The sequence below is a fragment of the Humibacter albus DSM 18994 genome, assembly GCF_000421825.1.
Taxonomy (GTDB): domain Bacteria; phylum Actinomycetota; class Actinomycetes; order Actinomycetales; family Microbacteriaceae; genus Humibacter; species Humibacter albus.
Genome location: NZ_ATXT01000015.1, coordinates 66,646 through 88,661, shown reverse-complemented (window position 1 = coordinate 88,661; position 22,016 = coordinate 66,646). Strand labels below are relative to the sequence as shown.

The window sequence follows — 22,016 nt, the reverse complement described above, 5'->3', positions numbered from 1 at the left end:
ACCCGCTATCCACGAGAGAGATCACTCGTAGTAGTGCACAGATTCGTATCTGCTGCTGCCCGCTACTAGATCCACTAGAACATATGTTCTAAACTCGACATATGGAATTCAGCTCCGTGACGACGGGGGCCGGCACACCTGCAACATGCGCCGGTGTCGACACGGGCGCGCTCCGGATTCTCGTAGACGAGCCCGATGAGCAGTGGCTCAGGCAATTGGAGTTTTACGACGCGGTCACGCCGGCTGACTTCGATGCATGCGACGCGGCTCTCGAAGACGGCCTTCCCGACGGATGGCTCGACGACGATCTCGAGTCCCTCCTGCTGACCAATGGGTGCGAACCCGGCATCGAGTCTGACGCGGTCACTGAGCCTGCTTCGACACCGTTGCCCGCTGCACCGGCTGTCCACGTCGGCGTGCACCCTCTCGACTTCGTCTGTGACGAACTCGATGCGTTGACCACTGCGTTCGTGGAGGTCGAGCGCGAGCGCGCCCGGCTCGAAGCGCGGCGAGCACGCATCCTGGCCGCTGGCGCGGCGTGGGCGGCACGTCACGCGAACGACGTGGTCGCCTCGTCGGAGTCGCCTGCACGGCGGCGCGAACTGGCGCATCGCTCGATGATCGCGGAGTTCGCCACCGCGACGCGGATGTCTGAGCGCACGCTGTCCACGCAGGTCGACCGCGCCATGGCGCTCGTGACACACACCCGGGTGATCTCCGCGCTCGGGGCGGGCGAGATCTCTGCCGGACACGCAGCCGTCATCGTCGACGAGATCGATTCGCTCGTCGAAACCGAAGGCGAGAAGCCCGATCCGGCGCTCGTCGACGACTTCGAGCTCCGCCTGCTCGAACGCGCTGCCACGAAGGCGCCGGGCGAAGTCCGTCGGACGGGGCGGCGCTGGCGAGAGAACACACTGCCCGAGTCCATCGCGGTGCGGCACGAGCGCGCACGCGAGCGGCGCGAGTTCTGGATCGAACCACTCAAGGACGCCATGTCCTGCCTCCATCTCTTGCTTCCGAGCGATGCCGCCGCGCGCATCCACGCGGGTTTCACATCGGAGGCGATCCACGCGCGGTCACGCGATGACGAAGCGCGAACGATGGACCAACTGCGCGCCGACCTCGTCGTCGAGCGGTTGCTGGCACCCGGCCTGACGAAGTCCGGCGCTTTCGGCGTCGCTGGATCAGGCGCTGCCAGTGAAGCAGGAGCCATCGCGGTGGCCGATGCCGTCGATACCGACGACGGCCGCAACGCCGAGTGGCCCGCCATCCTCCCGTCGCTTCGAGTTCTCGTGACGGTGCCCGTGTTCACACTCGCCGGCATCTCCGACGAACCGGCGATGCTCGACGGTTATGGCCCGATCCCGCCGGAGATGGCGCGCCGCTTGGTCGCACACGCACCCAGCCTCACTCGCATCCTGACGCACCCGGTTTCCGGTGCGGTTCTCGACGTCGACCGCACCGTGTACAAGGTTCCGACCTCGTTGAGAACGTGGCTGATGATCCGGGACGGAACATGTCGCTTCCCCGGTTGCACTCGGCGGGCGATATCGGCGGATACTGACCACACGATCGCCTGGGAAGACGGTGGTTCCACGAGCGTCGACAATCTCGGGCACCTCTGTCGAAAACACCACGGGCTGAAACACGCTGCCGGCTGGAGTGTCATGCAGTCGGTGACGAGAGACGAGCGTGGCTACGCGCAGACTGTGATGCACTGGACCAGCCCTACGGGCCGGCGGTATTCGACTCATGATGACGAGCCCCAGCAGTGGAGCGACCATGAGGCCATCTGACGGCGCGACGGCGCCCGTGGCTACTCTGGACCGATGAGCACGGAGTCGACGGGTACGGAATCGACAAGCATGGAGTCGACGGGTACGGAACCGATAAGCACGGAACCGACGATCTCGGCTCCCTCCCACTCCGCGGTCCAGGCCGTCGAGCGCGAGCTGCGCTCCCACGGCATCACGGGTGAAGTGCTCTGGCTCGATGAGGCGACGCCGACCGCCGCTTCCGCGGCAGAGGCGATCGGCACCGTGGTCGGCGCCATCGCGAACTCGCTCGTCTTCACGCTCGATGGCGAGCCCGTACTGGTCATGACGTCAGGAGGGCACCGCGTCGACACCGCGTACCTCGGAGCTGAACTCGGTGGCACCCTCAAACGTGCTTCGGCCGAAACGGTCCGCCAGTCGACCGGTCAGGTCATCGGGGGAGTGGCGCCGACCGGTCACCCGGCACCGCTGCGCACGTGGGTCGACATCGCGCTGAAGGCATACCCGCAGATATGGGCTGCGGCGGGACATCCGCACACGGTCTTCCCGCTGACGTACGGCGAGCTCGTCGAGCTCACCGGCGGCATGGAGATCGAGGTGGAGCGACAGTAGCTGCGGCAAGGCAGAGACGCCAGTGCGCGTCATACTGTGCGCGTCATACTGTGCGCGTCATGCCGCGGGGGTCGCGCGCCTCGCCAGCGCGACGCAGCAGGTGTCACCTCGCCAGCGCGGCCCGGCACTGTCACTCCACGGGCGTCATCGCGCCAGCGCCTCGACATCCTGCGGGTAGATGATCGACTTCACCGCCGACGGATCGCTCGCTCCGATCGCGAGCGCCGCCGCCGTCTCGGCGAGCGGGAAGCTGTGCGTGTGCACCCCCGTCAGGTCGATCCGACCCGACGAGATCAACGCGATGCCGAGCGGCCAGGTGTTCTGATACCGGCTCACCATCGAGATCGTGATCTCGTTCCAATTCAGCGTGTGCAACGGGAGGTCGGCGTTCTGCTTCGAGATGCCGATCACTGCAGCGCGACCGGCGGGCCCGAGCCGCCCCAGCCCGTCGGCGAGCGCGCCGGGGGCTCCTGAGCACTCGAGCAGCACATCGTAGGTCGCTGCGGAGCGCGCGGGGGAGTCGGTCTTCGCGGAATCTGTCTCCGCGGAATCGGCCGAACCACTGACCTCGACGCGGAAGCCGTGACGGCTCGCCACCTCGAGACGCTCTCGCACCACATCCGTGATCGTCACCGTGCGCGCACCCAGCGCTCTCGCTGACTCCGCCGCCAGAAGCCCCACCGGCCCTGCCCCGGTCACGAGCACATCGTCGCCCGGCCGCAGTCCCGCCCGCTGGCACCCCCACAGCCCGACCGAGAGAGGCTCCACGATCGCTCCCTCCTCGAACGTCATCGAGTCGGGCATGGGGAACAGCATGCGCGCATCGAGCGCCATCCGCTGCACCAGCGCACCGTCGACCGGCGGTGTCGCGAGAAAGCGCAAGTTCGGGCACAGGTGGTATCGGCCCGCCCGGCACTGCGCACACGACCAATCCGGCATGCTCGGTTCGATCGCGACACGGTCTCCCGGCACCACGTTCGTCAGACCGGACCCCACCGACAGCACCTCGCCCGACACTTCGTGCCCGAGGATGAGATCGCCCTGCACGACGTACGGTCCGATACGCCCGTAGCGGTAGAAGGATACGTCCGAACCGCAGACTCCGACGGCCCGGATCGCGACGACCGCCTGCCCCGGCCCCGCCTCAGGCTCCGGCCGCTCCTGCAGCTCGATCGTCTCCGGTGCCGTCATCACGGCAGCGAGATTGGTCATGGGTTGTCCTTCCGGTCATCTCAGCAGGCGCCGCCTGTTGCGTGCAGCCCAGCACCTACAGCCCAGCATGTGCAGTCCAGTACGTACAGTCCAGAGCGAGCCGACGAGTCAGACTCGCGCGGCACGCCGGTGCAGCTCGAGGTGCTCGAGGTACACCTCGGCATTGTGTCGGATGCCCGCCACCTCATCGTCGCTCAACTCACGCCGCACCTTCGCCGGCACACCGGCCACGAGCGACCGCGGCGGCACGATCGTGCCGGCGGTCACCAGGGCGCCGGCGGCCACCAGCGAGCCGGTTCCGATGACAGCGCCGTTCATGACTGTCGCGTGCATGCCGATCAGCACGTCGTCCTCGATGGTGCAGCCGTGCAGCACGGCGTTGTGCCCGACCGAGACCCCGGAACCGAGCGTGAGCGGAAAGTCCGTGTCGACGTGGCAGGAACAGTTGTCTTGAATGTTCGAGCGCTCCCCGATCACGATCGGCTCGTTGTCCGCCCGCAGAACGGCGTTGTACCAGACACTCGCGTGGTCGTGCAGGGTGACCGCACCGACCAGCTGCGCGCCGGGTGCCACCCAGCCGAGCGGCGCCACCTCGGGTGCCGGGCGGTCGGGAAGAGCGATGAGTCGAGCATCCTCGTTGGCGGTCATGGCCTCAAGGGTATGCCCGCCTGAGCGCGCGGATCCGGCCTACTCGTCCCGGGAGGCTCCCGCCGACGGCACCACCGCGAACAGGTCAGGCTGAGCGTAGCCGTGCTCGGCGAAGGCCGCGTCCAAGGATGCCTCCACGTGCGACACCAACTCGTGCGGCACGAGCGCGATGGCCGAGCCGCCGAAGCCGCCCCCGGTCATCCGGGCGCCGATCGCCCCGTAGTTCTGCGAGATCTCTACCGCGAGGTCGAGCTGGGGGACCGAGACCTCGAAATCGTCGCGTAGGGAGCGATGCGAGGCATCCATCAGGTCTCCGATCGCCCGCGGACCCTCCTCGCGCAGAATGCGCACGGTGTCGAGCACCCGCTGGTTCTCGGTGACCACGTGGCGCACACGACGGAACGTCTCGCCGTCGAGCACGTCGCGGGCGCGCGGCAGATCGGCGACGGAGACCTCGCGCAGAGAGCTCACACCGAGCGCCTTCGCACCGGCCTCACAGGATGCCCTCCGCGCGGCGTATCCGCCCGTCGCGTGCTCGTGGTGCACCTTCGTGTCCATCACGAGCACCTCGAGACCGGCCTCGTCGAACCCGAGCGGGATCACGTCGGTCTCCAGGCTGCGGCAATCGATGAAGATGCCGCTGTCGGCTCGGCCGAGCAGTGACGCGGACTGGTCGAGAATGCCGGTCGGCGCTCCGACCACCTCGTTCTCGGCGATGTGCCCCGCCTTCACGAGCGTCTTGCGGTCGAGATCGAGCCGCCACACGTCGTTCAGCGCCACCGCCACGGCGGACTCGATCGCCGCAGACGACGACAGCCCGGCGCCCACCGGCACATCGGAGTCGAGGTAGAGATCGAAGCCGGGGACGGCGCCGAGATCGGCGCCGAGCTGCCCCAGTGCCCACGCCACGCCCAGTGGGTAGTTCTGCCAGCCCGGAGCGGCACCAGGGCCGAGATCCGCGATCGACGTCTCGACGACCTGATCGGTGAACGACGACGTGAGCCGCACGACGTCGTCATCGCGCAGTGCCAGCGCCGCGACGGTGCGGCGGTCGATGGCGAACGGAAAGACGAACCCGTCGTTGTAGTCCGTGTGCTCGCCGATCAGATTCACGCGCCCGGGCGCGGACCACACCCCCTGCGGTGCTCGCGAGAAGGTCTCGCTGAAACGAGCACGTGTCGTGCTGACGATCTCGGACATGGCGGGTACTCCTGTGGTGATCGGGGCGACCGGTGTGATCAGGTGCGACTTGGCCGGTGAGAGGGGGAAAGGGAGCAGACGGAAAGAAGAGAAGGAACCGGAGAAGGCGCCTAGACCGGGTTCTCGACCTTGGCCCGCTCGATCGCGGCGCGCAGGTTCTTCGCCTGGGTCTCGGGCGGCACGTCGCCGATCCATGCTCCCATGGCGGCCTCGCTGCCCGCGAGATACTTGAGCTTGTCGGCGCCGCGGCGCGGCGAGGTCAGCTGAAGGTGCAAGCGCACGTCATCACGGTGCACGTGCACCGGCGCCTGGTGCCAGGCCGCGATGTACGGGGTCGGAGTCTCGTAGAGCGCGTCGACGCCCCGCAGAAGCTGCAGGTAGAGAACCGAGAGCTCGTCTCGCTCCTCATCGTTCGTCTCGGCGAAGTCGGCGACCTGGCGATGGGGAACGAGGTGCACCTCGATCGGCCAGCGCGCGGCGAATGGAACGAAAGCGCTCCAGTGCTCGCCGGCCAGGAGCATCCGATCACCGGCGCGCTCGAAGTCGAGGACGTCGTCGAACAGGTTCGGCCCGTACTGCTCGACCGAGGCGATCAGGCGCTGCGTGCGCGGCGTGACGTAGGGATACGCGTAGATCTGCCCGTGCGGATGCCCGAGCGTCACGCCGATCGCCTGCCCCCGGTTCTCGAAGGGGAAGACTTGCTGGATGCCGTCGATCGCCGACAGCGCCGCCGTACGGTCCGCCCACGCCTCGATCACGGTGCGGGCGCGGGAAGCGTTCACGCTGCCGAACGCTCCCGTGGTCTTCGAGCTGAAGCAGACGACCTCGCAGCGTCCGATGGATGTGCGCGTACGACCGATGCCCAGCTCGGAGAGATCGTCGAGCCCGTGCGGCGCGTTCTCGTCAGCGGTCAGCGGGCCGAACGACGGTGAGCGGTTCTCGAACACGGCGACGTCGTAGTCACTCGGGATCTCCGACGGGTTCCCGGGCGACTGGGGCGCGAGCGGATCGAGCTCGGCCGGCGGCAGCACCACGCGGTTCTGTCGCGCGGCGGCGATCGAGACCCATTCTCCGGTCAGCGGATCCTGCCGCATGCTCGCCGTCACCGGCCGCGCGTCGAGCGGGCGCAGATCCGGGGCGCGGTCGGGCGGGAGCGTCGAGTCGGCATCGTCGAAGTAGAAGAGCTCACGGCCGTCGGCGAGACGGTACTCGCGTCTGGTGATGAGCGGTTTGGCGGTGAGCGGGTTGGTCCCAGGCCCTCGGGTGCCGGGTTGCTCGACGCCGGGTTGCTCAGTGCCAGATTGTTCGGTGCCAGGCTGTGTGGTGTTAAGCCCCATGCCGTCCAGGATACCTTACGCATTGACAACGAAACACAAGCAACCGTAAGTTGAGCGTGTGTCCGGCTCACCCGATTCCGGCGTTCCCGACTCCGGGGCGCCCGCGACCATCCGGCGTCGGCGCATGCTCAGCCTGATCGGCGAGCGCGGCTTCGTGCGCGTCGGAGAACTCAGCGAGACGTTCGGCGTCTCCGACGTCACCGTGCGCAGCGACCTCGACGTTCTCGAGGGGACCCAGGGCATCCGTCGCGTGCACGGTGGAGCGATGCCGCGCGTGACGGGGCCGCTGCACGAGCTCTCGTTCGAGGAGGCGCTGGAAAGCCTCGCCGAAGAGAAGCGCGCCATCGCCAGGCGGGCGGCCGCGCTCGTGGAGCCCGGCATGAGCGTCATCGTCGACGTGGGAAGCACATGCATGGCGCTGGCCCGCGAGCTCGTACGGCGCGAAGACCTCTACGACGTCACCGTCATCACGAACGGTCTCACCATCGCGCTGGAGCTGGAGAACGCTGTGCCGCGCCTGCAGGTCATCGTGACAGGCGGCACGCTGCGCCCTCTTCAGCACTCGCTCGTCGCCCCACTCGCCACCGTGATGTTCGAGCACGTGCACGCTGACCTCGCGTTCATCGGCTGCAACGGTGTGGATGCCGTCGGCGGTGTCACCAACATCAATCTGCCCGAGGCGGAGCTCAAGCGCGACATGGTGCGCGCGTCGGCGCGAGCGGTGGTGCTCGCCGACGGTTCCAAAGCCGGCGCGGTGCACCTCGGCCGCATCGGAACGCTGAGCGACTTCGAGAGCGTCTACCTCGGCGCCTCGGCCGACGCCGCGAGCCTGTCGGCACTGCGCGGGACCGGCGCCACCGTGCTCGCGGTGGAGGCCGACAGCGCCTAGCTCGGGCTCGCGCGCGCACGGCCTTCGTTCGACGGAACCGCTTGACACGGCGCTTCTCGGTGCCGGAATCTGGGGTCCATGCTCACGTCTGTGAACGCAGTTCGGTGATGCGCGCAAAGCTGCGAGCAGCGGCATCCGCGCTGATGATCCTGATGCTCTGCGGCCTCCTCGCAGGATGCTCGGGCCACTCCGCCGCCCCCGCCCCGCCACCGCTGAAGGCCGGCGTCCATGCCATCACCATGAAGGGTGACCGGCTGGTGACGGTGCACGTGCCGGCTCATCGCGCAGGGCCTGCGCCCCTGGTACTGGTACTCCACGAGTTCCCCGGAAACGGAGCGATGGCGATGGGTTACGGCTTCGACCCGCTGGTGGATACCGAGGGTTTCGTGGCCGTCTATCCCGACGGCCTCGGCGGATCGTGGAATGCGGGTGGCTGCTGCGGTGAGGCGTCGGACAACGACACGAATGACGTCGCATTCCTCACCTCGGTCGTGAAGCAGGTCGAGGCGCGTACGAAGATCGACCCGAAGCGCGTCTACGTCACAGGATTCTCCAACGGCGCGATGATGTCGTACCGGCTCGGCTGCCAGACGGACCTGTTCGCTGCGATCGCGCCGATCGCGGGTGACGTGGAGAGCGACTGCAAGCATCCTGCCCCGGCCTCGGTACTGCATGTTCACGGACTGGCCGACAGCGCCGTGGCCTTCGACTCCGCGTCGGACGCGCCATGGCGCAAGTCCGACGACTGCGGGCCGCCGAAAGTGACGCCGCTGAAAGGGACACAGAGCGGGACTGTCCACCGCTCAGTCGCGGAATGCGCCCACGGTCGCAGCGTCGAGGTCGTCACCATCGACGGCATGGATCACGAGATTCCCTGGGCCGCGTCCCAAGGGTTCGGGGCCGCGCAGGAGATCTGGGCGTTCTTCGCGGCGCATCCACGCCACTGATGGCACCGCCCTCTTCCTGATGCCGTGTTTCACCGGCGCCTGTTCCTCGAGGGCGCCTGTTCCTCACCGGCGTCGTGCTCCTACGCTGGAGACATGCGTGCACCCACCGGCGACCAGTTCGAGCTCAGTTGCGACACCCCCGACGGCAAGGCTCGGGTGGTCATCACCCAGGTCGGCGCCGGGATCCGCACCTATTCCGTGGACGGCATCGACCTCACGGAACCGTACGACGAGCAGTCGACGACCCCGTCGGGCTGCGGCCTCGTGCTGGTGCCCTGGCCGAACCGCGTGAAGGATGCCACGTGGTGGCTCCGCGACGAGTCCGGCTCGGTGACCGAGCAGCATCTCGCCGTCACCGAACCGGCGACCGGGAACGCCATCCACGGACTGCTGCGCTACTCGCCCTATCTCCCGGTGCTGCGCACGCGCGACTCGATCACGCTCGGGGCCACGATCTATCCGCAGCTCGGATATCCGTTCCTGCTCGACACCACCGTGCGCTACAGCGTGAGCGCCGACGGACTGGCCGTGGAGCACGCCATCACGAACGCGGGAGAGCGCGACGCGCCCGTGGCCGTGGGCACGCACCCCTATCTCAAGATCGGCGACGTACCCACCTCCGAGCTCGTGCTGCGGGTGAACGCGACGACGCATTTCGAGGTCGACGATCACAAGAACGTCGTGGGCGAGCATCCGGTCGAGGGCACCGAATACGATCTGCGAGGCGGCCGCAAGGTCGCCGACCTCACGCTCGACGATGGATTCGGCGGCGTGCCGCACACCGACGGCCGCGCCGAGCACTCGGTGACGGCCCCGGACGGGCGGTCGGTCACGCTCTGGGCCGACGAGTCGTTCGGCTACGTGCAGGCATTCACGCACCGCTCGTTCGCCCCGCTGTATCCGGGCGAGGTCGCCGTCGCCGTCGAGCCCATGACCGCGCCGGCGAACGCGCTCAACTCCGGACAGGGCCTGTCCTGGCTCTCCCCGGGCGAGACGCTGCGGGCGAGCTGGGGCATCACGCCGCAGCTGGTGAAGGGCTGAGCCGAAGATGCACGCGATCGCCCTGACCGACGGGCTGCCGATCCTGGATGCCCGCAGCCTCGTCGACGTCGACCTGCCACAACCGCAGCCCGGACCGCACGACGTGCTCGTCGAGGTGCGCGCGGCATCCGTCAACCCGGTGGACGTGAAGCAGCGAGCGGCGAGCCCGACGCTTCGATCGCCACGCGTGCTCGGCTTCGACGGCGCCGGCGTCGTGCGCGCCGTGGGTGATGGTGTCACGCTCTTCGCCCCGGGCGACGAGGTGTGGTGGGCCGGCCAGCTCGACCGTCAGGGCTCGGATGCCGACCTGCAGCTCGTCGACGAGCGGATCATCGGCGCCAAGCCCCTCTCGCTCGGTTTCGCCCAGGCCGCCGCGCTGCCGCTGACGACGATCACCGCGTGGGAGTCGCTCTTCGACAAGCTCGCGCTCACCGACGTGAGCCACGGCGCGCTCCTCGTCATGGGAGCGACCGGCGGCGTCGGCTCGATCCTGCTCCAGCTGGTGCGCGAACTGCTGCCCGGCGTACGCACGGTGGCGACGGCATCCAGCGACGACAAGCGAGAATGGGTGCGTTCGCTGGGCGCGGCCGCTACCGCCAACCATCACGGCGATCTCGTCGGCGATGTGCTGTCCGCGGAGCCCGAGGGCGTCGACTGGATCTTCTCCGCCCACAGTGCCGGCCGGGCGGCCGACTTCGCCCGCGTGCTCAAGCCGTTCGGGGCCGTCGTCTCGATCGACTCCGCCCGCGAGCTCGACCTCGACGCGCTCAAGCCGAAGAGCCTCTCCTGGCACTGGGAGTACATGTTCACCCGGCCGGTGCAGCGCACGCCCGACATGGTGAAGCAGCATGAGCTCCTGGATGCCGTCGCGGGCCTCGTCGATTCCGGTCGCGTCACCAGCACGGTGCAGACCGTGCTGCACGGTTGGGACGCTGCGACGTTCCGTGAGGCGCACTGGCTCGTCGAGACCGGTCGCACCGTCGGCAAGGTGGTCGTCGAGCGCTGAGACGGCGAGCGAGTCGGGAGCGCTACTTCGGAGCGACGGCGTTCTTCTCGATCACGTCGGCATACCAGCCGAAGCTCTTCTTCGGGGTGCGTTTCAACGTGTCGAAGTTCACGTTCACGAGACCGAAGCGCTCCGTGTAGCCCTCGGCCCACTCGAAGTTGTCGATCAGCGCCCACACGTAGTGACCCTGAAGCGGCACACCCGCCTCGATGGCCCGTGCCGCCTGCTGGAAGTGCGAGCGCAGGTAGTCGATGCGGGCGGTGTCCTTGAGCCCGTTCTGCATCAGGTCGTCGGGGACGCCGTTCTCGGTGATGAGGATCGGCACCTTCTTGTAGTCCTTCTTCAGTCGCATGAGCAGTTCGTAGAGCCCCGGCGCCCAGATCTGCTCCCAGTCGGCGGTGGAGGTCTTGTGGATCTTCACCATGGTGCCGTTGAGATCCACGCCGGCGACGCCGTAGTAGTTCACCCCGAGCATCCCGATGGGAGAGGCGATGATCTTCAGGTCGCCGTCCTTCACGAGCGCGGCGAACCGGTCAGGATCGGCCGGCAGCTGCCCGTTGGCGGTTCCGATGGCGTTCGTCGGATACACGCCCTTCAGCACCGGGTCGAGGAAGAGGGTGTTCTGCACGGCGTCGACGTTCTTCGTCTGCTCCTTCGCCGCCGCATCCGTCGGCTTCACCGGAGTGAGGTTCAGCACCGGCCCGATACGGCCCTTCACCCCGTGCGCGGTGAACGCCTGCACCGTAAGCCCGTGCGCGAGAAGCTGATGGTGAACGGCCGCGGCAGCCGCGTTCGGGTCCATGATTCCCGGCGCGTGGCTGCCGTACCAGTAGCCGTTGTAGGCGAGCGTCTTCGGCTCGTTCAGCGTGAGCCACTCGGCGTCGATGTCGCCGAACGCGCCGAACACGATATCGGCGTAGTCGGCGAAGCGATTCGCAGTGTCGCGGCTCGGCCAGCCGCCGGCATCCTGTAGGGGCTGCGGCAGATCCCAGTGGAACAGCGTGATCGCCGGGCGGATGCCTCGCTCGCCGAGTCCGTCGAGAAGCCGCTTGTAGAAGTCGAGGCCCTTCTGGTTCACCGCTCCGGATCCTGTGGGCTGGATGCGCGGCCACGAGAGGGAGAAGCGGTACGCCCCGACGCCGAGCCGCTTCAGCAGGTCGAGGTCGTGACTCCACAGGTGGTAGTGATCGGCCGCGACGTCTCCGGTCGACCCGTCCGCGATGTGACCCTCGCCCGCGTGGCTGAATGTGTCCCAGATGGACGGGCCCTTGCCGTCCGCGTTCCACGCGCCCTCGATCTGGTAGGCGCTGGTCGCGGCTCCCCAGACGTAGCCCTTCGGGAACTTCATGGGTGCCGCCGGCGGCGCCCACCCGGTGTGCGTGGCGGTCGCCTGCGTGGGGGTGCAGCCGGCGAGTGCGCCGACGCCGAAGCCGCTAGCGGCCAGGGCACCGGCTGCGCCCAGGAGCTGGCGACGCGTCACGCCGGGTCGCCGCTCAGCGTGATCGGGAGAGCCAGCGCCGTCTGAGGAGCCAGCGCCGTCGGAGGAGCCAGCACCGACGGAGGAGCCAGCGCCGTCGGAAGAGTTCGGGGGAGCCTGGAGATGCATCACGAGTCGCCTTCGCCTCGGGCTCCGCGAGGATGCGCCCGTGGCGCAGCGCACACCCTTGAGAGCGCTCTCTACTGGGATGCGCCCAGCATAGCGAGCAGAGAGCCGGGAGCGCAGCCCCTAATCCTCGTCGATGCCCTCGATGGTCGAGCCCGTCGGCTTGAGCGACCCACCGGTTGCCAGCCGCATCAGGTCGGTGTCGAGATCGATCGTCAGCTCGGAGCCGCCCGCGCTGCCGTACTCGTGCTGGTACCGCCGCCAGCTCTCCCCGCGCACGTCGCGCTCGAAGCCGCTCTCCATGAGCAGCAGCAGCTCGAAAGCCGCGCGATCGATGCGCGAGCCGAGCGACTTGTCCTGCCAGTCCTCGGTCGAGGCGAACACCGAGGTCGGAACACTCAGGGCGCGCAGGTACGCGAACAGCGACCGCATCTGCTCGTCCACGACGAGAGCGTGCCTGGCCGTGCCTGCGGTGGCGGCCAGGGCGATCGGCTTCGCGATCAGCAGGTCGTTGTCGAGCACCTGGAAGAACGAGTCGAACAGGCCGCTCGGCCCCGCCTTGTACACCGGAGTCGAGGCGATCACACCGTCTGCCTCGCGCAGGGCGTCGACCGCCGCGGTGAACTTGGGGCCGAGCAGACCGGATGCCAGTGCCCCCGACAGCTCGGGCAGCAGCTCTCGCAGATCGATCGTCCGCACCTGCACGCGGTGGCCGCGCCGGGTGGCAAGGTCGCTGACGGCCTGCGCGACGCGGTCGGCCAGCAGCTTCGTCGACGAGGGATCGCTGATGCCGGCGTTCACGACGGCGAGGCGGAACGTGCGCGATGCCGCGGAGTTCGATTCGGTGTCTGCCATCTCAGCCCAACTCCTCACCGAACGGCGAGCGCGCGACGGCCTCGCTGTCCTGATACGGGGAGCCGCCCGTCACGTTGTCGCCGCGGTTGGCGTTCGGACGGGGCTGGCGAGGTTGCGCATCTCCGTACTTGGCCTTCACGAGACCGGCGTGGGTGGGGGCATCCGGAACCTCGGGGTCCCGCAACGAGGCGAACTCGCGACGCAGCACGGGCACCACCTCGCTGCCGAGCAGGTCGATCTGGTCGAGGACGGCGTCGAGGGGGAGTCCGGCATGGTCGACGAGGAACAGCTGGCGCTGATAGTCCCCCACGTAGTCGCGGAAGCCGAGCGTCTTGTCGATGACCTCCTGCGGACTTCCGACCGTGAGCGGCGTCATCTCGGTGAACTGCTCCATGGTGGGGCCGTTCCCGTACACGGGCGCTTCGTTGAAGTACGGCCGGAACTCCTCGTGCGCGTCCTGCGAGTTCTTCGCGATGTACGTCTGACCGCCGAGCCCGACGATCGCCTGCTTCGCCGTGCCGTGGCCGTGGTGCTCGAAGCGCTGGCGGTAGAACTCCACCATGCGCTGGGTGTGCTCCTTCGGCCAGAAGATGTGGTTGGCGAAGAAGCCGTCGCCGTAGTAGGCGGCCTGCTCCGCGATCTCGGGCGTGCGGATCGAGCCGTGCCACACGAACGGCGGCACGTCGTCGAGCGGGCGCGGCGTCGAGGTGAAGCCCTGCAGCGGGGTGCGGAAGTGGCCCTCCCAGTCCACGACGTCCTCGCGCCAGAGGCGGTGCAGCAGGTTGTAGTGCTCGAGGGCGAGCGGGAGGCCCTGGCGGATGTCCTGGCCGAACCATGGATACACCGGCGCCGTGTTCCCGCGTCCGAGCATGAGGTCCATGCGCCCCTTCGAGAGGTGCTGGAGCATCGCGTACTCCTCGGCGATGCGCACCGGGTCGTTCGTGGTGATCAGCGTGGTCGAGGTGGTGACGATCAGACGCGTCGTCAGCGCGGCGATGTGCGCGAGCAGGGTGGTCGGCGACGACGAGAAGAACGGAGGGTTGTGATGCTCGCCGATGGCGAAGACATCCAAGCCGGCTTCCTCGGCCTTCACCGCCATCCGGACGACGGCGTCGATGCGCTCGGCCTCGCTCGGCGTGGTGCCGGTGACCGGGTCGCGCGTGATGTCGCTGACCGAGAAGATGCCGAACTGCATGGGAACTACCCTCCCGCCGTGAACCGGTCGGCGTCTCCGATCGGTTGGTGTATGCGTTTGCATAGGTATCGAACGCAGGGTGCAGCACAATCATTCCCCCATCGCGCGAGAACGCCAGTTGTCGCCCATTCGCTTGTAGGTGACAATCGCGTGGCAGTTTCGGCAACGCACATCACACTTCGCGATCTCAGCCAGGACGACGGCCTGTCCGAAACCCAGTGCCACGAGTCTCATCACGGCGTCGCGCTTCTCAACGCCTGGACGATGATCGAAGTCGAGGACGCGAAGATCCGAGGCTCCGCAATCGACGCACGGATGTTCACGCAGGTATGTTGCGAGCACTGCATGGAGCTTGCGGATCTGTTCCCTTTTGCGGGCGCCGATCACTTCGACATGTTTCGCCTGATTCATCGCGTAGTAGTGTCGCGCTGAGGCCCGATTGCAGCCGCGACAGACCGACTGCAAGCCGTCAGAGCTCGCCGTGCGTCTGTTGAATTCCGACAGTGGCTTAGACTCAAGACACGTTCCGCACACCTTGTGCGGCTCTGCACCAGGCCCCCGTAGCTCAGAGGCAGAGCAACCGGCTTTTAACCGGTGGGTCGAGATATCGTAATTCTCCGGGGGCACCGCTTCGTCGTCCATGACATCCTTCAGATCTGTCCCCGGCATGATCACGGTAGTCGCAGCCTCCGACCTTCCGACAGGGACCGGATAGCGCTCCCGCGTCCGATACGCGATCCTGGATTCGATGACCGACGACCGCCGCCCCTTCCACAAGCCGACGAAGTTCCCCGCCGCCAAGTTCGACAACCTGCACGGTGCCGACGATCCCGCCCAGGCCAGCCGGGTCGCTCACGAGACCGCGGCGGCCCTGCTCGAACGGGTGCGTCGCAACCCCGACCCGGAGATCGTCTCGCGCCTGGTCGGCTACACCGATGAGAACGGCATCGACGCCATCGCCGAGCTGTGGTCGCACGCGGCCGCGCACAGCCTGCCTGGCGCTCTCTGGCGCATCTACCTGCTGCGGCTGGCCATCCGCGAGGATCCCCACGCCACGAGCCTGCAGTACCAGCGTGGAGCGGAGGTGCTGGCATCCATCGATCCCGTCGTCGCCGGCGCCGAGACACCGACCGGCCCGGCCGAGATCATCGAGCTGGCGGACCGCATCCTGCGCGGCGTCTTCGAGGGCGACTTCGCCGTGGCGCTGGAGCGCGCCGCAGCGTTCTGCCGCGTCAGCGCCGCAGGATGCACCAGCCTCGCCGACGACGCCGACCCCACGGAGCCGGAGCGCGCCACAGCGCTCACCCGCCGCGCGCTGCGCTTCTCGGAGTTCGCGTCCGAGTTGGCAGCCTCGGCGGGCCTGTGGCGTAGCGAGTCGCTGGATTGAGCAGCGCGCCGCTGGACTGAGCACGCTGGACTGCGCGCACGCCGGCGGATGCCTGCCCGAGGTGCCGCCTCAGTCGAGCCGGTCCAGCGCCTTCGCCACGCACGACGCGTAGAGGATGCCGCCCTGCCCGCCGGGATGGATGTGGTCGGGCCCCAGCAGATCCAGGCGCTGCGCGATGGCGTCGTGCCAGTCGGCCAGTGCCGTCGTCGCCGGGTGCGCTGCGACGAATGCTGCCAGGTCGCCGTCCACCTCGCCCTGCCACGGACGATCGGCATAGATGTTGACGAACACGACGTCGCGGTCGGGGCCGACCGCCGCCAGCACCCGATCGAGCGTCCCGGTGCCGAGGTAGCCGTTCGTGCCGAGCCCGATCAGCACGGTGTGCCTCAGCGTGCCCGCCTGCGCCTTCTGCGTGATCAGCGCCGGGGCATCCCGCGGCGAACGGGAGACGACAGCGTCGATGTCGATACCGGGGAACGCCTGCACGAGCGCGGGCGCGGATGCGAGCATGACCGAATCGCCGATCGCCGTGATGCCGCTGCCGTCCCGAGGCGCGGGTGCGACGATCGGGTCGTTCGACGAGGTCGGCGCCGGCGTGGGGGCGGCGCTCGCCGTGGCGCTCGGGGTCGCGGTCGTGCCCGGCGACGCCGGGGGAGTCGGTTTCAGCTGCCGCGCCCGCTCGATCGCGCGCTGCCCGGCCTCGATCTGCTGCTGCGCCGCCGTGCCCTTCGTGCCCTCGACGGCCGCCGCCGACGTGCCGACCACCCCGAGCACGACGAGAACGGACGCCCCGCACGCGGCCGCCAGCAGCACCGGACGTTCCCGGGACGCGCGCGTGAACGGACGCAGCAGCATCCGGAACCCGTTGTGGCGCACCGGGGTCTCGATGAAGCGGTACGACAGCCACGTGGCAACCGCGCTGATCGCCAGCGCGGTCAGAGGCACGAACCAGGGCGAGACGGCCCCTGCGACCCCGCCTGCGGTGCCGACCGCGGCCGCGACGAGCACGAAGACGGGCCAGTGCCAGAGGTAGAGGCCGTACGAGCGCACGCCGATCGCGCGCAACGGGCGCATGTCGAGTGTTCTGCCGAGAAGGGAGCCCGGGCGCGTGACCGACCAGATCAGTGCGGCGGCCAGAACCGAGACGAGCATCAGGCCGCCGTCGTAGTTGAGCGGACTCGAGTCGGGCACGAACACCGCGTACCCGGCGAGGGCGACCAGCGACACGATGCCGATCGTCGGCGCCCAACGCCGGGTCAGGCGCTGTCCTGTCGTCTCCTGCCCGTAGAGATCCCAGCGGTCCGCTCGGTCGAGCGCAAGAGCCAGCGCCGCGCCGAGCGCGAGGCCGAAGAAGTGGGTGTCCGTGCCGTAGTAGACACGGCTCGGATCGCCTCCCGGCGTGTACAGGAGCGCCATGGCGGCCACCGAGAGGCCGGCGAGCACGAGCGGCACGATGGCACGGCCGCGGCGGGGCATCCGGGTGAGGAGGGCGAGAACGAGGAGCGGCCAAACGAGGTAGAACTGCTCCTCGACGGCGAGCGACCAGAGATTGCGGAACAGCTGCGGGGCATCCGCCGTGAAGTAGCTCTGGTCGAGCGCCACGTAGACCCAGTTGCTGCTGAACGTGAACGCGCCGGCGATCTGCGAGCCGATGCCCGCGAGCACATCACCGCCGACGAGCAGAGCCGCGGTCGAACAGACGAGCACGAGCACGACGAGAGCGGGCAGCAGACGCCGGGCACGGCGCATCCAGAATGTGCGCAGCTGCTCGCGGCGGCCGATCGAGCCGATCAGGAGCGAGGTGATGAGGAAACCGCTGATGACGAAGAAGACGTCGACGCCGATGAAGCCGCCCGGCATGCCGGCCGGCGTGTAGTGGTACGCAATCACCGCGATCACGGCGAGCGCGCGCATCCCGTCGAGTCCGGCAAGGTGCCGCCGCGCGCCGACGGGCGCGGGCGCCGGACCGAGATCGGTGAAGCGGGTGTGCGGAGACATGGCCGTGCGAGTCTAACCAGACCCTGATGCACCCCGGCTGAGCCCTGCCGAAGGGCGACAGCCAGGCCGCGGAACGCCTCTCGGCGCGAGGCCGCTCGAAGCGGCGAATGATGGAGCCCGGGGTTACCGCGGCCCGGCCGCCGACAAGTGTAGTCGATGGGACGCGGCCCGAGGGCGTCAGCCGAATCGGCCGGAGACGTAGTCTTCGGTGGCCTGCACCGAGGGCTTCGTGAAGATGGTGGCGGTGTCGTCGTACTCGATCAGCCTGCCGGGTTTGCCGGATCCGGCGATGTTGAAGAACGCGGTCTTGTCCGAAACCCGCGTCGCCTGCTGCATGTTGTGCGTGACGATCACGATCGTGTAGTCCTGCTTGAGCTCTTCGATGAGGTCCTCGATCGCGAGAGTGGAGATCGGGTCGAGCGCCGAGCACGGCTCGTCCATGAGCAGAACATCGGGGGAGACGGCGATGGCACGGGCGATACAGAGCCGCTGCTGCTGTCCGCCGGAGAGTCCGGAGCCCGGCAGTTGCAGGCGATCCTTCACTTCGTTCCAGAGATTGGCGCCGCGCAGCGAGCGTTCGACGAGCGAGTCCTGATCGCTCTTCGGCATGCGGCGGCTGTTGAGCTTCACGCCGGCCAGCACGTTGTCGCGAATCGACATCGTGGGGAAAGGGTTCGCGCGCTGGAACACCATGCCCACCTGACGGCGCACCAGCACCGGGTCGACGCCCGGCGCATAAAGGTTGTCGCCGTCGATCAGCACCTCGCCACGCACCCGCGCGCCGGGGATGACCTCGTGCATGCGGTTGAGGGTGCGCAGGAAGGTGGACTTGCCGCATCCGCTCGGGCCGATGAAGGCCGTCACCGTGCGCGGCTCGATGGTCATGCTCACGCCCTCGACGGCGAGGAAGTCGCTGTAGTAGACGTCGAGGTCTCTGACGTTGATGCGCTTGGACACGCGTTCTCCTGTTCCGGGCTATCGGAGTCCCCGAGGCGCGAACGCCTTGGCGATAATGCGGGCGACGAGGTTGAGGATGACGACGAGCAGCACGAGCAGCAGTGCGGCACCCCAGGCGGACTGGTACGAGGCGGCGATGTCCTGCGACGGGAACTTGTAGTCGGCGTACGCCTTCACGGCCAGGGTCTCCATGGGGCCGCTGAACGGGTTCGCATTGAAGTTGCTGGTGAAGCTCGCCGCGATGAAGATCGGTGCAGTCTCGCCGATCACGCGCGAGATGGCGAGCATGACACCCGTGATGATCCCGGCGATCGCCGTCGGCAGCACGACGCGCACGATGGTGGCGAACTTCGTGACGCCGAGCGCGAAGGATGCCTCGCGCAGCTCGCTGCTGACGAGCTTGAGCATCTCCTCGGTGGAGCGGACCACGATGGGGATCATCAGCACCGACAGGGCGACCGACGCGGAGAACCCACTGAACGCCTTCGGCCCGACGAGCAGGGTGAACAGCGAGAACGCGAACAGGCCGGCGACGATCGACGGGATGCCCGTCATCACGTCGACGAGAAACGTCACGGTGCGCGCCATCCACTGCTGCGGCTGCGCGTACTCCACGAGATAGATGGCCGCCAGAATCCCGATCGGCACGGAGATGAGCGTTGCGACGCCGGTGATGATCAACGTGCCGACGACGGCCTGCCACGCGCCCTGCACGATCGTCACCTTCAGCGTCGACGGATCGAAGACGCTGCCTCCCGTCTTCGTGACGAAGTCCCACGTGAGCGAGGGAGCCCCGCCGATGATCACCGTCACGAGCGTGGAGACGAGCGGGATCACGGCGAGCAGGAACGCGATGGTCACCAGGCCGCGAACGACTCGGTCCGTCGCCTTGCGCCGGTTCTCGACGACGGTGGAGAGGATGCCGAGGCTCACCAGATACAGCACGGCGCTCAGCACCAGCCAGCCCACGATGCTGAAGCCGGTCATGGCGAGCACCGCAGCACTGACCGCGAGGGCACCGGCGAGTGTGTACAGCTCGACGAAGCGCGGCAGCTGTGCCGAGGTGAGCGCGTTGGGCACCGGGCCGCGCGGGGCGCGGGTCTCGGTGTCGGCCACCGTGGTCGCTGTCATCGGCTGCCCGCCTTTCTGAGGCGGCGGCTGCCGCCGGTGCGCGAGATGATCCAGCGCGCGATGAAGTTCACGCCGAACGAGATGACGAAGAGCGCCAAGCCCGTCGCGATCAACGCGTCGCGTTGCAGCGGATTGGACTCGGGAAAGTTGAGGGCCGCGTTCGCGGCGATGGTCTGGGAGTTGCCCGTGTCGGTCAGGATCCGCACCGAGAACAGCAGCGCCGGCGAGATGATCATCGCGATCGCCATCGTCTCGCCCAGCGCCCGGCCGAGACCGAGCAGAGTGGCGCTGAGGATGCCGCTGCGAGCGTAAGGGAAGACGGCGAGCTTGACCATCTCCCATCGCGTGGAACCGAGCGCGAGCGCGGCCTCCTCGTGCAGCTTCGGGGTCTGGAGGAAGATCTCGCGTGAGATCGAGGTGATGATCGGCAGGATCATCACGGCCAGCACCAGACCGCCGGCCAGCATGGTCGATCCGGTCTGCGAGACCTGGCCGCTGAACAAGGGGATCCAGCCCAGGTAGTGGTTCAGCCAGTCCTGGAAAGGGATGATGAACGGCCGGATCACGAAGATACCCCAGAGCCCGAAGACCACGGAGGGCACGGCGGCGAGCAGGTCGACGAGGTAGCCGAGCACTCCGGCGAGCCGACGGGGAGCGTAGTGCGAGATGAACAGGGCGATGCCGATGGCGACCGGCGCACCCAGCACCAGCGCGATGAGCGAGGAGAACAGGGTGCCCCAGACGAGTGGGCCGACGTAGCTCCAGAACGACGTGTAGCCGTGCGTGGTTCCGCCGGCCAGGTCCGGGTTCGCCGACCAGTTCGCGACGATCGCCGGCCCCGCCTTGATGATGAGGAAGAGCGCGACGCCGGCCAGGATCACCATGATCAGCCCGGCGGAGCCGGTGCTGAGAACGCGGAAGATCCGGTCGGAGGGGCGCACGGACACGGCGCTCCCGGCTCGCCGCCGAGGGGAGCCGGGAGCGCCGGCAGATCCGGCTTTCGTCCGATCCGCGAATTCCGTCACTACTTCACCGATGCGAGGGTCTCAGCAGCCTTGGCGAGGTACGAGTGGGGCAGCGGCGCCGCATCCGCGTTCTTCGCGCCGATCTCCTGGCCGGTCTTGCTCACGACGAAACCGAGATATGCTGCCGTGATCTTGCCCTGGTCGGCGTCCTTGAACGACCTGCAGAGCACGTCGTACGACAGCAACGGGATCGGGTACGCCGTGGCATCCGTGATCTTCGTGGTGTCGATGTCGACGGTCAGATCGCCCTCGCCCTGAGGTGCGATGGTGCCGGACTGCGCGAGCGACTCGGTGGCCGCCGCCTCGCTGTACTCGACGAACGTGCCGGTCTCTCCGACCTCGATGGCGGCAGCGGTGGCGTCCCCGATCGAGCTCTGGTCGGCGTAGCCGATCGTGCCGTTTCCGGCCTCGACGGTGTTCACGACGCCCGACCCGCCCTGCTGACCGCTGCCGACGTTGTTCGGCCACGCGGTGCCGGCATCCCACGTCCACACCGCCGGCGCCTGCTGGTGCAGGTAGGTGGTGAAGTTGTTGGTGGTTCCGGATCCATCGGAGCGGTGCACGACCGAGATCGGAGTCGACGGGAGCGTCACGCCCTTGTTGAGTGCGGTGATCGCCGGGTCGTTCCACTGCGTGATCGTGCCGGCGAAGATCGACGCGATCGTTTTCGCGTCGAGGTTCAACTTCTTCACGCCGTCGAGCTTGAAGATGATCGAGACGCCGGAGAGATAGACCGGGATGTTGACACCGCCGTCCGAGCCGCAGGTCGTCTGGGCCTTGGTGAACTGGTCGGCGCTGAGGGCCGCGTCGGTGCCCGCGAAGTCGTAGCTGCCGTTCAGCCAGTTCGTCACCCCGCCGCCGGAACCCTGCGACTTGTCGTAGTTGATCTTCACGTTTCCGGCCTGTGCCGTGAACGCGGTGGTCCAGGCCTGCTGCACGTTCGCCTGAGCGCTGGAACCGCCGGCGGTGATCGTGCCGGACAGCGAGCTGTAGTCGGCGGCCGCATCGGCACTCGTGCCGGCATTCGGTGTCCCTGAGCTCCTCGCACCGTCTCCGGAGCATGCCGCCAGTGCGAGCACGGACGCGAGCGCGACGGCGCTCACTGCGGCTGCGTTGGTGAACTTCACTGTGTTCCCTTCGGAATGGCTGTCTGCCGGAGTGTCTCGTGCCGCGATCCCGCAGAAGGGCAGCGCGTCGG

General features: G+C 68.1%; 20 protein-coding genes and 1 tRNA gene. 9 read left to right on the top strand and 12 right to left on the bottom strand.

Annotated elements, in window-relative coordinates:
• Window positions 1–101 precede the first annotated feature (101 nt).
• On the top strand, window positions 102–1,796 hold the full coding sequence (locus H623_RS21040) for an HNH endonuclease signature motif containing protein (RefSeq protein ID WP_022900793.1): 1,695 nt from the start codon (window positions 102–104) through the stop codon (window positions 1,794–1,796).
• Between the two features lie 33 nt (window positions 1,797–1,829).
• Window positions 1,830–2,387, top strand: coding sequence for a YbaK/EbsC family protein (locus H623_RS0109945; protein WP_245558973.1), 558 nt, complete (start codon window positions 1,830–1,832; stop codon window positions 2,385–2,387).
• A gap of 144 nt (window positions 2,388–2,531) precedes the next feature.
• Here H623_RS0109945 and H623_RS19085 read toward each other — a convergent pair whose 3' ends face one another.
• The 4 genes from H623_RS19085 to galT form a co-directional block, all read right to left on the bottom strand.
• Window positions 2,532–3,599: an NAD(P)-dependent alcohol dehydrogenase gene (locus H623_RS19085; RefSeq protein WP_022900791.1), complete on the bottom strand. Its 1,068-nt coding sequence runs from the start codon at window positions 3,597–3,599 to the stop codon at window positions 2,532–2,534.
• A gap of 108 nt (window positions 3,600–3,707) precedes the next feature.
• Complete coding sequence (locus tag H623_RS0109935; protein ID WP_022900790.1) at window positions 3,708–4,247, bottom strand: gamma carbonic anhydrase family protein; 540 nt, start codon at window positions 4,245–4,247, stop codon at window positions 3,708–3,710.
• A 39-nt stretch (window positions 4,248–4,286) separates the two neighbouring features.
• Window positions 4,287–5,447, bottom strand: a complete 1,161-nt coding sequence (gene galK / locus H623_RS0109930) for a galactokinase (protein ID WP_022900789.1) — start codon at window positions 5,445–5,447, stop codon at window positions 4,287–4,289.
• A gap of 110 nt (window positions 5,448–5,557) precedes the next feature.
• On the bottom strand, window positions 5,558–6,784 hold the full coding sequence (gene galT / locus H623_RS0109925) for a galactose-1-phosphate uridylyltransferase (protein WP_022900788.1): 1,227 nt from the start codon (window positions 6,782–6,784) through the stop codon (window positions 5,558–5,560).
• A gap of 58 nt (window positions 6,785–6,842) precedes the next feature.
• Between galT and H623_RS0109920 the strand changes: the two genes are divergently transcribed.
• From H623_RS0109920 to H623_RS0109905, 4 genes are all read left to right on the top strand, one after another.
• Entirely contained in the window at window positions 6,843–7,673 is an 831-nt protein-coding gene (locus tag H623_RS0109920; protein ID WP_022900787.1) for a DeoR/GlpR family DNA-binding transcription regulator, read from the top strand.
• 107 nt (window positions 7,674–7,780) lie between these two features.
• Complete coding sequence (locus H623_RS19080; RefSeq protein WP_022900786.1) at window positions 7,781–8,620, top strand: CE1 family esterase; 840 nt, start codon at window positions 7,781–7,783, stop codon at window positions 8,618–8,620.
• 93 nt (window positions 8,621–8,713) lie between these two features.
• The gene (locus H623_RS0109910) at window positions 8,714–9,661 is read left to right on the top strand and encodes an aldose 1-epimerase family protein (RefSeq protein ID WP_022900785.1); all 948 of its coding nucleotides are present in this window, start codon (window positions 8,714–8,716) and stop codon (window positions 9,659–9,661) included.
• 7 nt (window positions 9,662–9,668) lie between these two features.
• Window positions 9,669–10,667 carry a zinc-binding alcohol dehydrogenase family protein gene (locus H623_RS0109905; RefSeq protein WP_022900784.1) on the top strand — a complete coding sequence of 333 codons (999 nt, stop codon included), beginning with the start codon at window positions 9,669–9,671 and terminating at the stop codon, window positions 10,665–10,667.
• 22 nt (window positions 10,668–10,689) lie between these two features.
• On the opposite strand, the gene H623_RS19075 is transcribed toward H623_RS0109905, so the two are convergent.
• The 3 genes from H623_RS19075 to H623_RS0109890 form a co-directional block, all read right to left on the bottom strand.
• Complete coding sequence (locus tag H623_RS19075) at window positions 10,690–12,147, bottom strand: GH1 family beta-glucosidase (RefSeq protein WP_022900783.1); 1,458 nt, start codon at window positions 12,145–12,147, stop codon at window positions 10,690–10,692.
• Between the two features lie 246 nt (window positions 12,148–12,393).
• Entirely contained in the window at window positions 12,394–13,125 is a 732-nt protein-coding gene (locus H623_RS19070; RefSeq protein ID WP_022900782.1) for a CE1759 family FMN reductase, read from the bottom strand.
• 1 nt (window position 13,126) lies between these two features.
• Window positions 13,127–14,320: an LLM class flavin-dependent oxidoreductase gene (locus H623_RS0109890; protein WP_022900781.1), complete on the bottom strand. Its 1,194-nt coding sequence runs from the start codon at window positions 14,318–14,320 to the stop codon at window positions 13,127–13,129.
• A 150-nt stretch (window positions 14,321–14,470) separates the two neighbouring features.
• On the opposite strand from H623_RS0109890, the gene H623_RS21035 reads away from it, so the two are divergent.
• The 3 genes from H623_RS21035 to H623_RS0109875 all read left to right on the top strand — a co-directional run bounded on the left by H623_RS21035 (window position 14,471) and on the right by H623_RS0109875 (window position 15,707).
• Window positions 14,471–14,752: a hypothetical protein gene (locus H623_RS21035; protein ID WP_022900780.1), complete on the top strand. Its 282-nt coding sequence runs from the start codon at window positions 14,471–14,473 to the stop codon at window positions 14,750–14,752.
• Window positions 14,753–14,874: 122 nt separating this feature from the next.
• Window positions 14,875–14,946 (top strand) — tRNA-Lys (locus tag H623_RS0109880).
• A 122-nt stretch (window positions 14,947–15,068) separates the two neighbouring features.
• On the top strand, window positions 15,069–15,707 hold the full coding sequence (locus H623_RS0109875) for a hypothetical protein (RefSeq protein ID WP_022900779.1): 639 nt from the start codon (window positions 15,069–15,071) through the stop codon (window positions 15,705–15,707).
• Between the two features lie 69 nt (window positions 15,708–15,776).
• On the opposite strand, the gene H623_RS0109870 is transcribed toward H623_RS0109875, so the two are convergent.
• The 5 genes from H623_RS0109870 to H623_RS0109850 all read right to left on the bottom strand — a co-directional run bounded on the left by H623_RS0109870 (window position 15,777) and on the right by H623_RS0109850 (window position 21,945).
• Window positions 15,777–17,705, bottom strand: a complete 1,929-nt coding sequence (locus H623_RS0109870) for an acyltransferase family protein (protein ID WP_022900778.1) — start codon at window positions 17,703–17,705, stop codon at window positions 15,777–15,779.
• 177 nt (window positions 17,706–17,882) lie between these two features.
• A complete protein-coding gene (gene pstB / locus H623_RS0109865) occupies window positions 17,883–18,662 on the bottom strand; it encodes a phosphate ABC transporter ATP-binding protein PstB (protein WP_022900777.1) in 780 nt (259 codons plus the stop codon).
• An 18-nt stretch (window positions 18,663–18,680) separates the two neighbouring features.
• Window positions 18,681–19,793, bottom strand: coding sequence for a phosphate ABC transporter permease PstA (gene pstA, locus H623_RS0109860; RefSeq protein ID WP_022900776.1), 1,113 nt, complete (start codon window positions 19,791–19,793; stop codon window positions 18,681–18,683).
• Window positions 19,790–20,740: a phosphate ABC transporter permease subunit PstC gene (gene pstC, locus H623_RS19065; protein ID WP_022900775.1), complete on the bottom strand. Its 951-nt coding sequence runs from the start codon at window positions 20,738–20,740 to the stop codon at window positions 19,790–19,792. The genes pstA and pstC overlap by 4 nt, the downstream gene beginning before the upstream one ends.
• Before the next feature lie 77 nt (window positions 20,741–20,817).
• Window positions 20,818–21,945 carry a phosphate ABC transporter substrate-binding protein PstS gene (locus tag H623_RS0109850; RefSeq protein ID WP_022900774.1) on the bottom strand — a complete coding sequence of 376 codons (1,128 nt, stop codon included), beginning with the start codon at window positions 21,943–21,945 and terminating at the stop codon, window positions 20,818–20,820.
• Between the last annotated feature and the right edge of the window lie 71 nt (window positions 21,946–22,016).

What these genes read in the sequence shown, in the direction of transcription:
- pstA (WP_022900776.1), bottom strand. Translation starts at nt 19,793, where the DNA reads ATGACAGCGACCACGGTGGCCGACACCGAGACCCGCGCCCCGCGCGGC.
- H623_RS0109875 (WP_022900779.1), top strand. Translation starts at nt 15,069, where the DNA reads ATGACCGACGACCGCCGCCCCTTCCACAAGCCGACGAAGTTCCCCGCC.
- H623_RS21040 (WP_022900793.1), top strand. Translation starts at nt 102, where the DNA reads ATGGAATTCAGCTCCGTGACGACGGGGGCCGGCACACCTGCAACATGC.
- H623_RS0109890 (WP_022900781.1), bottom strand. Translation starts at nt 14,320, where the DNA reads ATGCAGTTCGGCATCTTCTCGGTCAGCGACATCACGCGCGACCCGGTC.
- H623_RS19085 (WP_022900791.1), bottom strand. Translation starts at nt 3,599, where the DNA reads ATGACCAATCTCGCTGCCGTGATGACGGCACCGGAGACGATCGAGCTG.
- H623_RS19070 (WP_022900782.1), bottom strand. Translation starts at nt 13,125, where the DNA reads ATGGCAGACACCGAATCGAACTCCGCGGCATCGCGCACGTTCCGCCTC.
- H623_RS0109870 (WP_022900778.1), bottom strand. Translation starts at nt 17,705, where the DNA reads ATGTCTCCGCACACCCGCTTCACCGATCTCGGTCCGGCGCCCGCGCCC.
- H623_RS0109905 (WP_022900784.1), top strand. Translation starts at nt 9,669, where the DNA reads ATGCACGCGATCGCCCTGACCGACGGGCTGCCGATCCTGGATGCCCGC.
- H623_RS0109935 (WP_022900790.1), bottom strand. Translation starts at nt 4,247, where the DNA reads ATGACCGCCAACGAGGATGCTCGACTCATCGCTCTTCCCGACCGCCCG.
- galT (WP_022900788.1), bottom strand. Translation starts at nt 6,784, where the DNA reads ATGGGGCTTAACACCACACAGCCTGGCACCGAACAATCTGGCACTGAG.
- H623_RS19080 (WP_022900786.1), top strand. Translation starts at nt 7,781, where the DNA reads ATGCGCGCAAAGCTGCGAGCAGCGGCATCCGCGCTGATGATCCTGATG.
- H623_RS0109910 (WP_022900785.1), top strand. Translation starts at nt 8,714, where the DNA reads ATGCGTGCACCCACCGGCGACCAGTTCGAGCTCAGTTGCGACACCCCC.
- H623_RS0109945 (WP_245558973.1), top strand. Translation starts at nt 1,830, where the DNA reads ATGAGCACGGAGTCGACGGGTACGGAATCGACAAGCATGGAGTCGACG.
- galK (WP_022900789.1), bottom strand. Translation starts at nt 5,447, where the DNA reads ATGTCCGAGATCGTCAGCACGACACGTGCTCGTTTCAGCGAGACCTTC.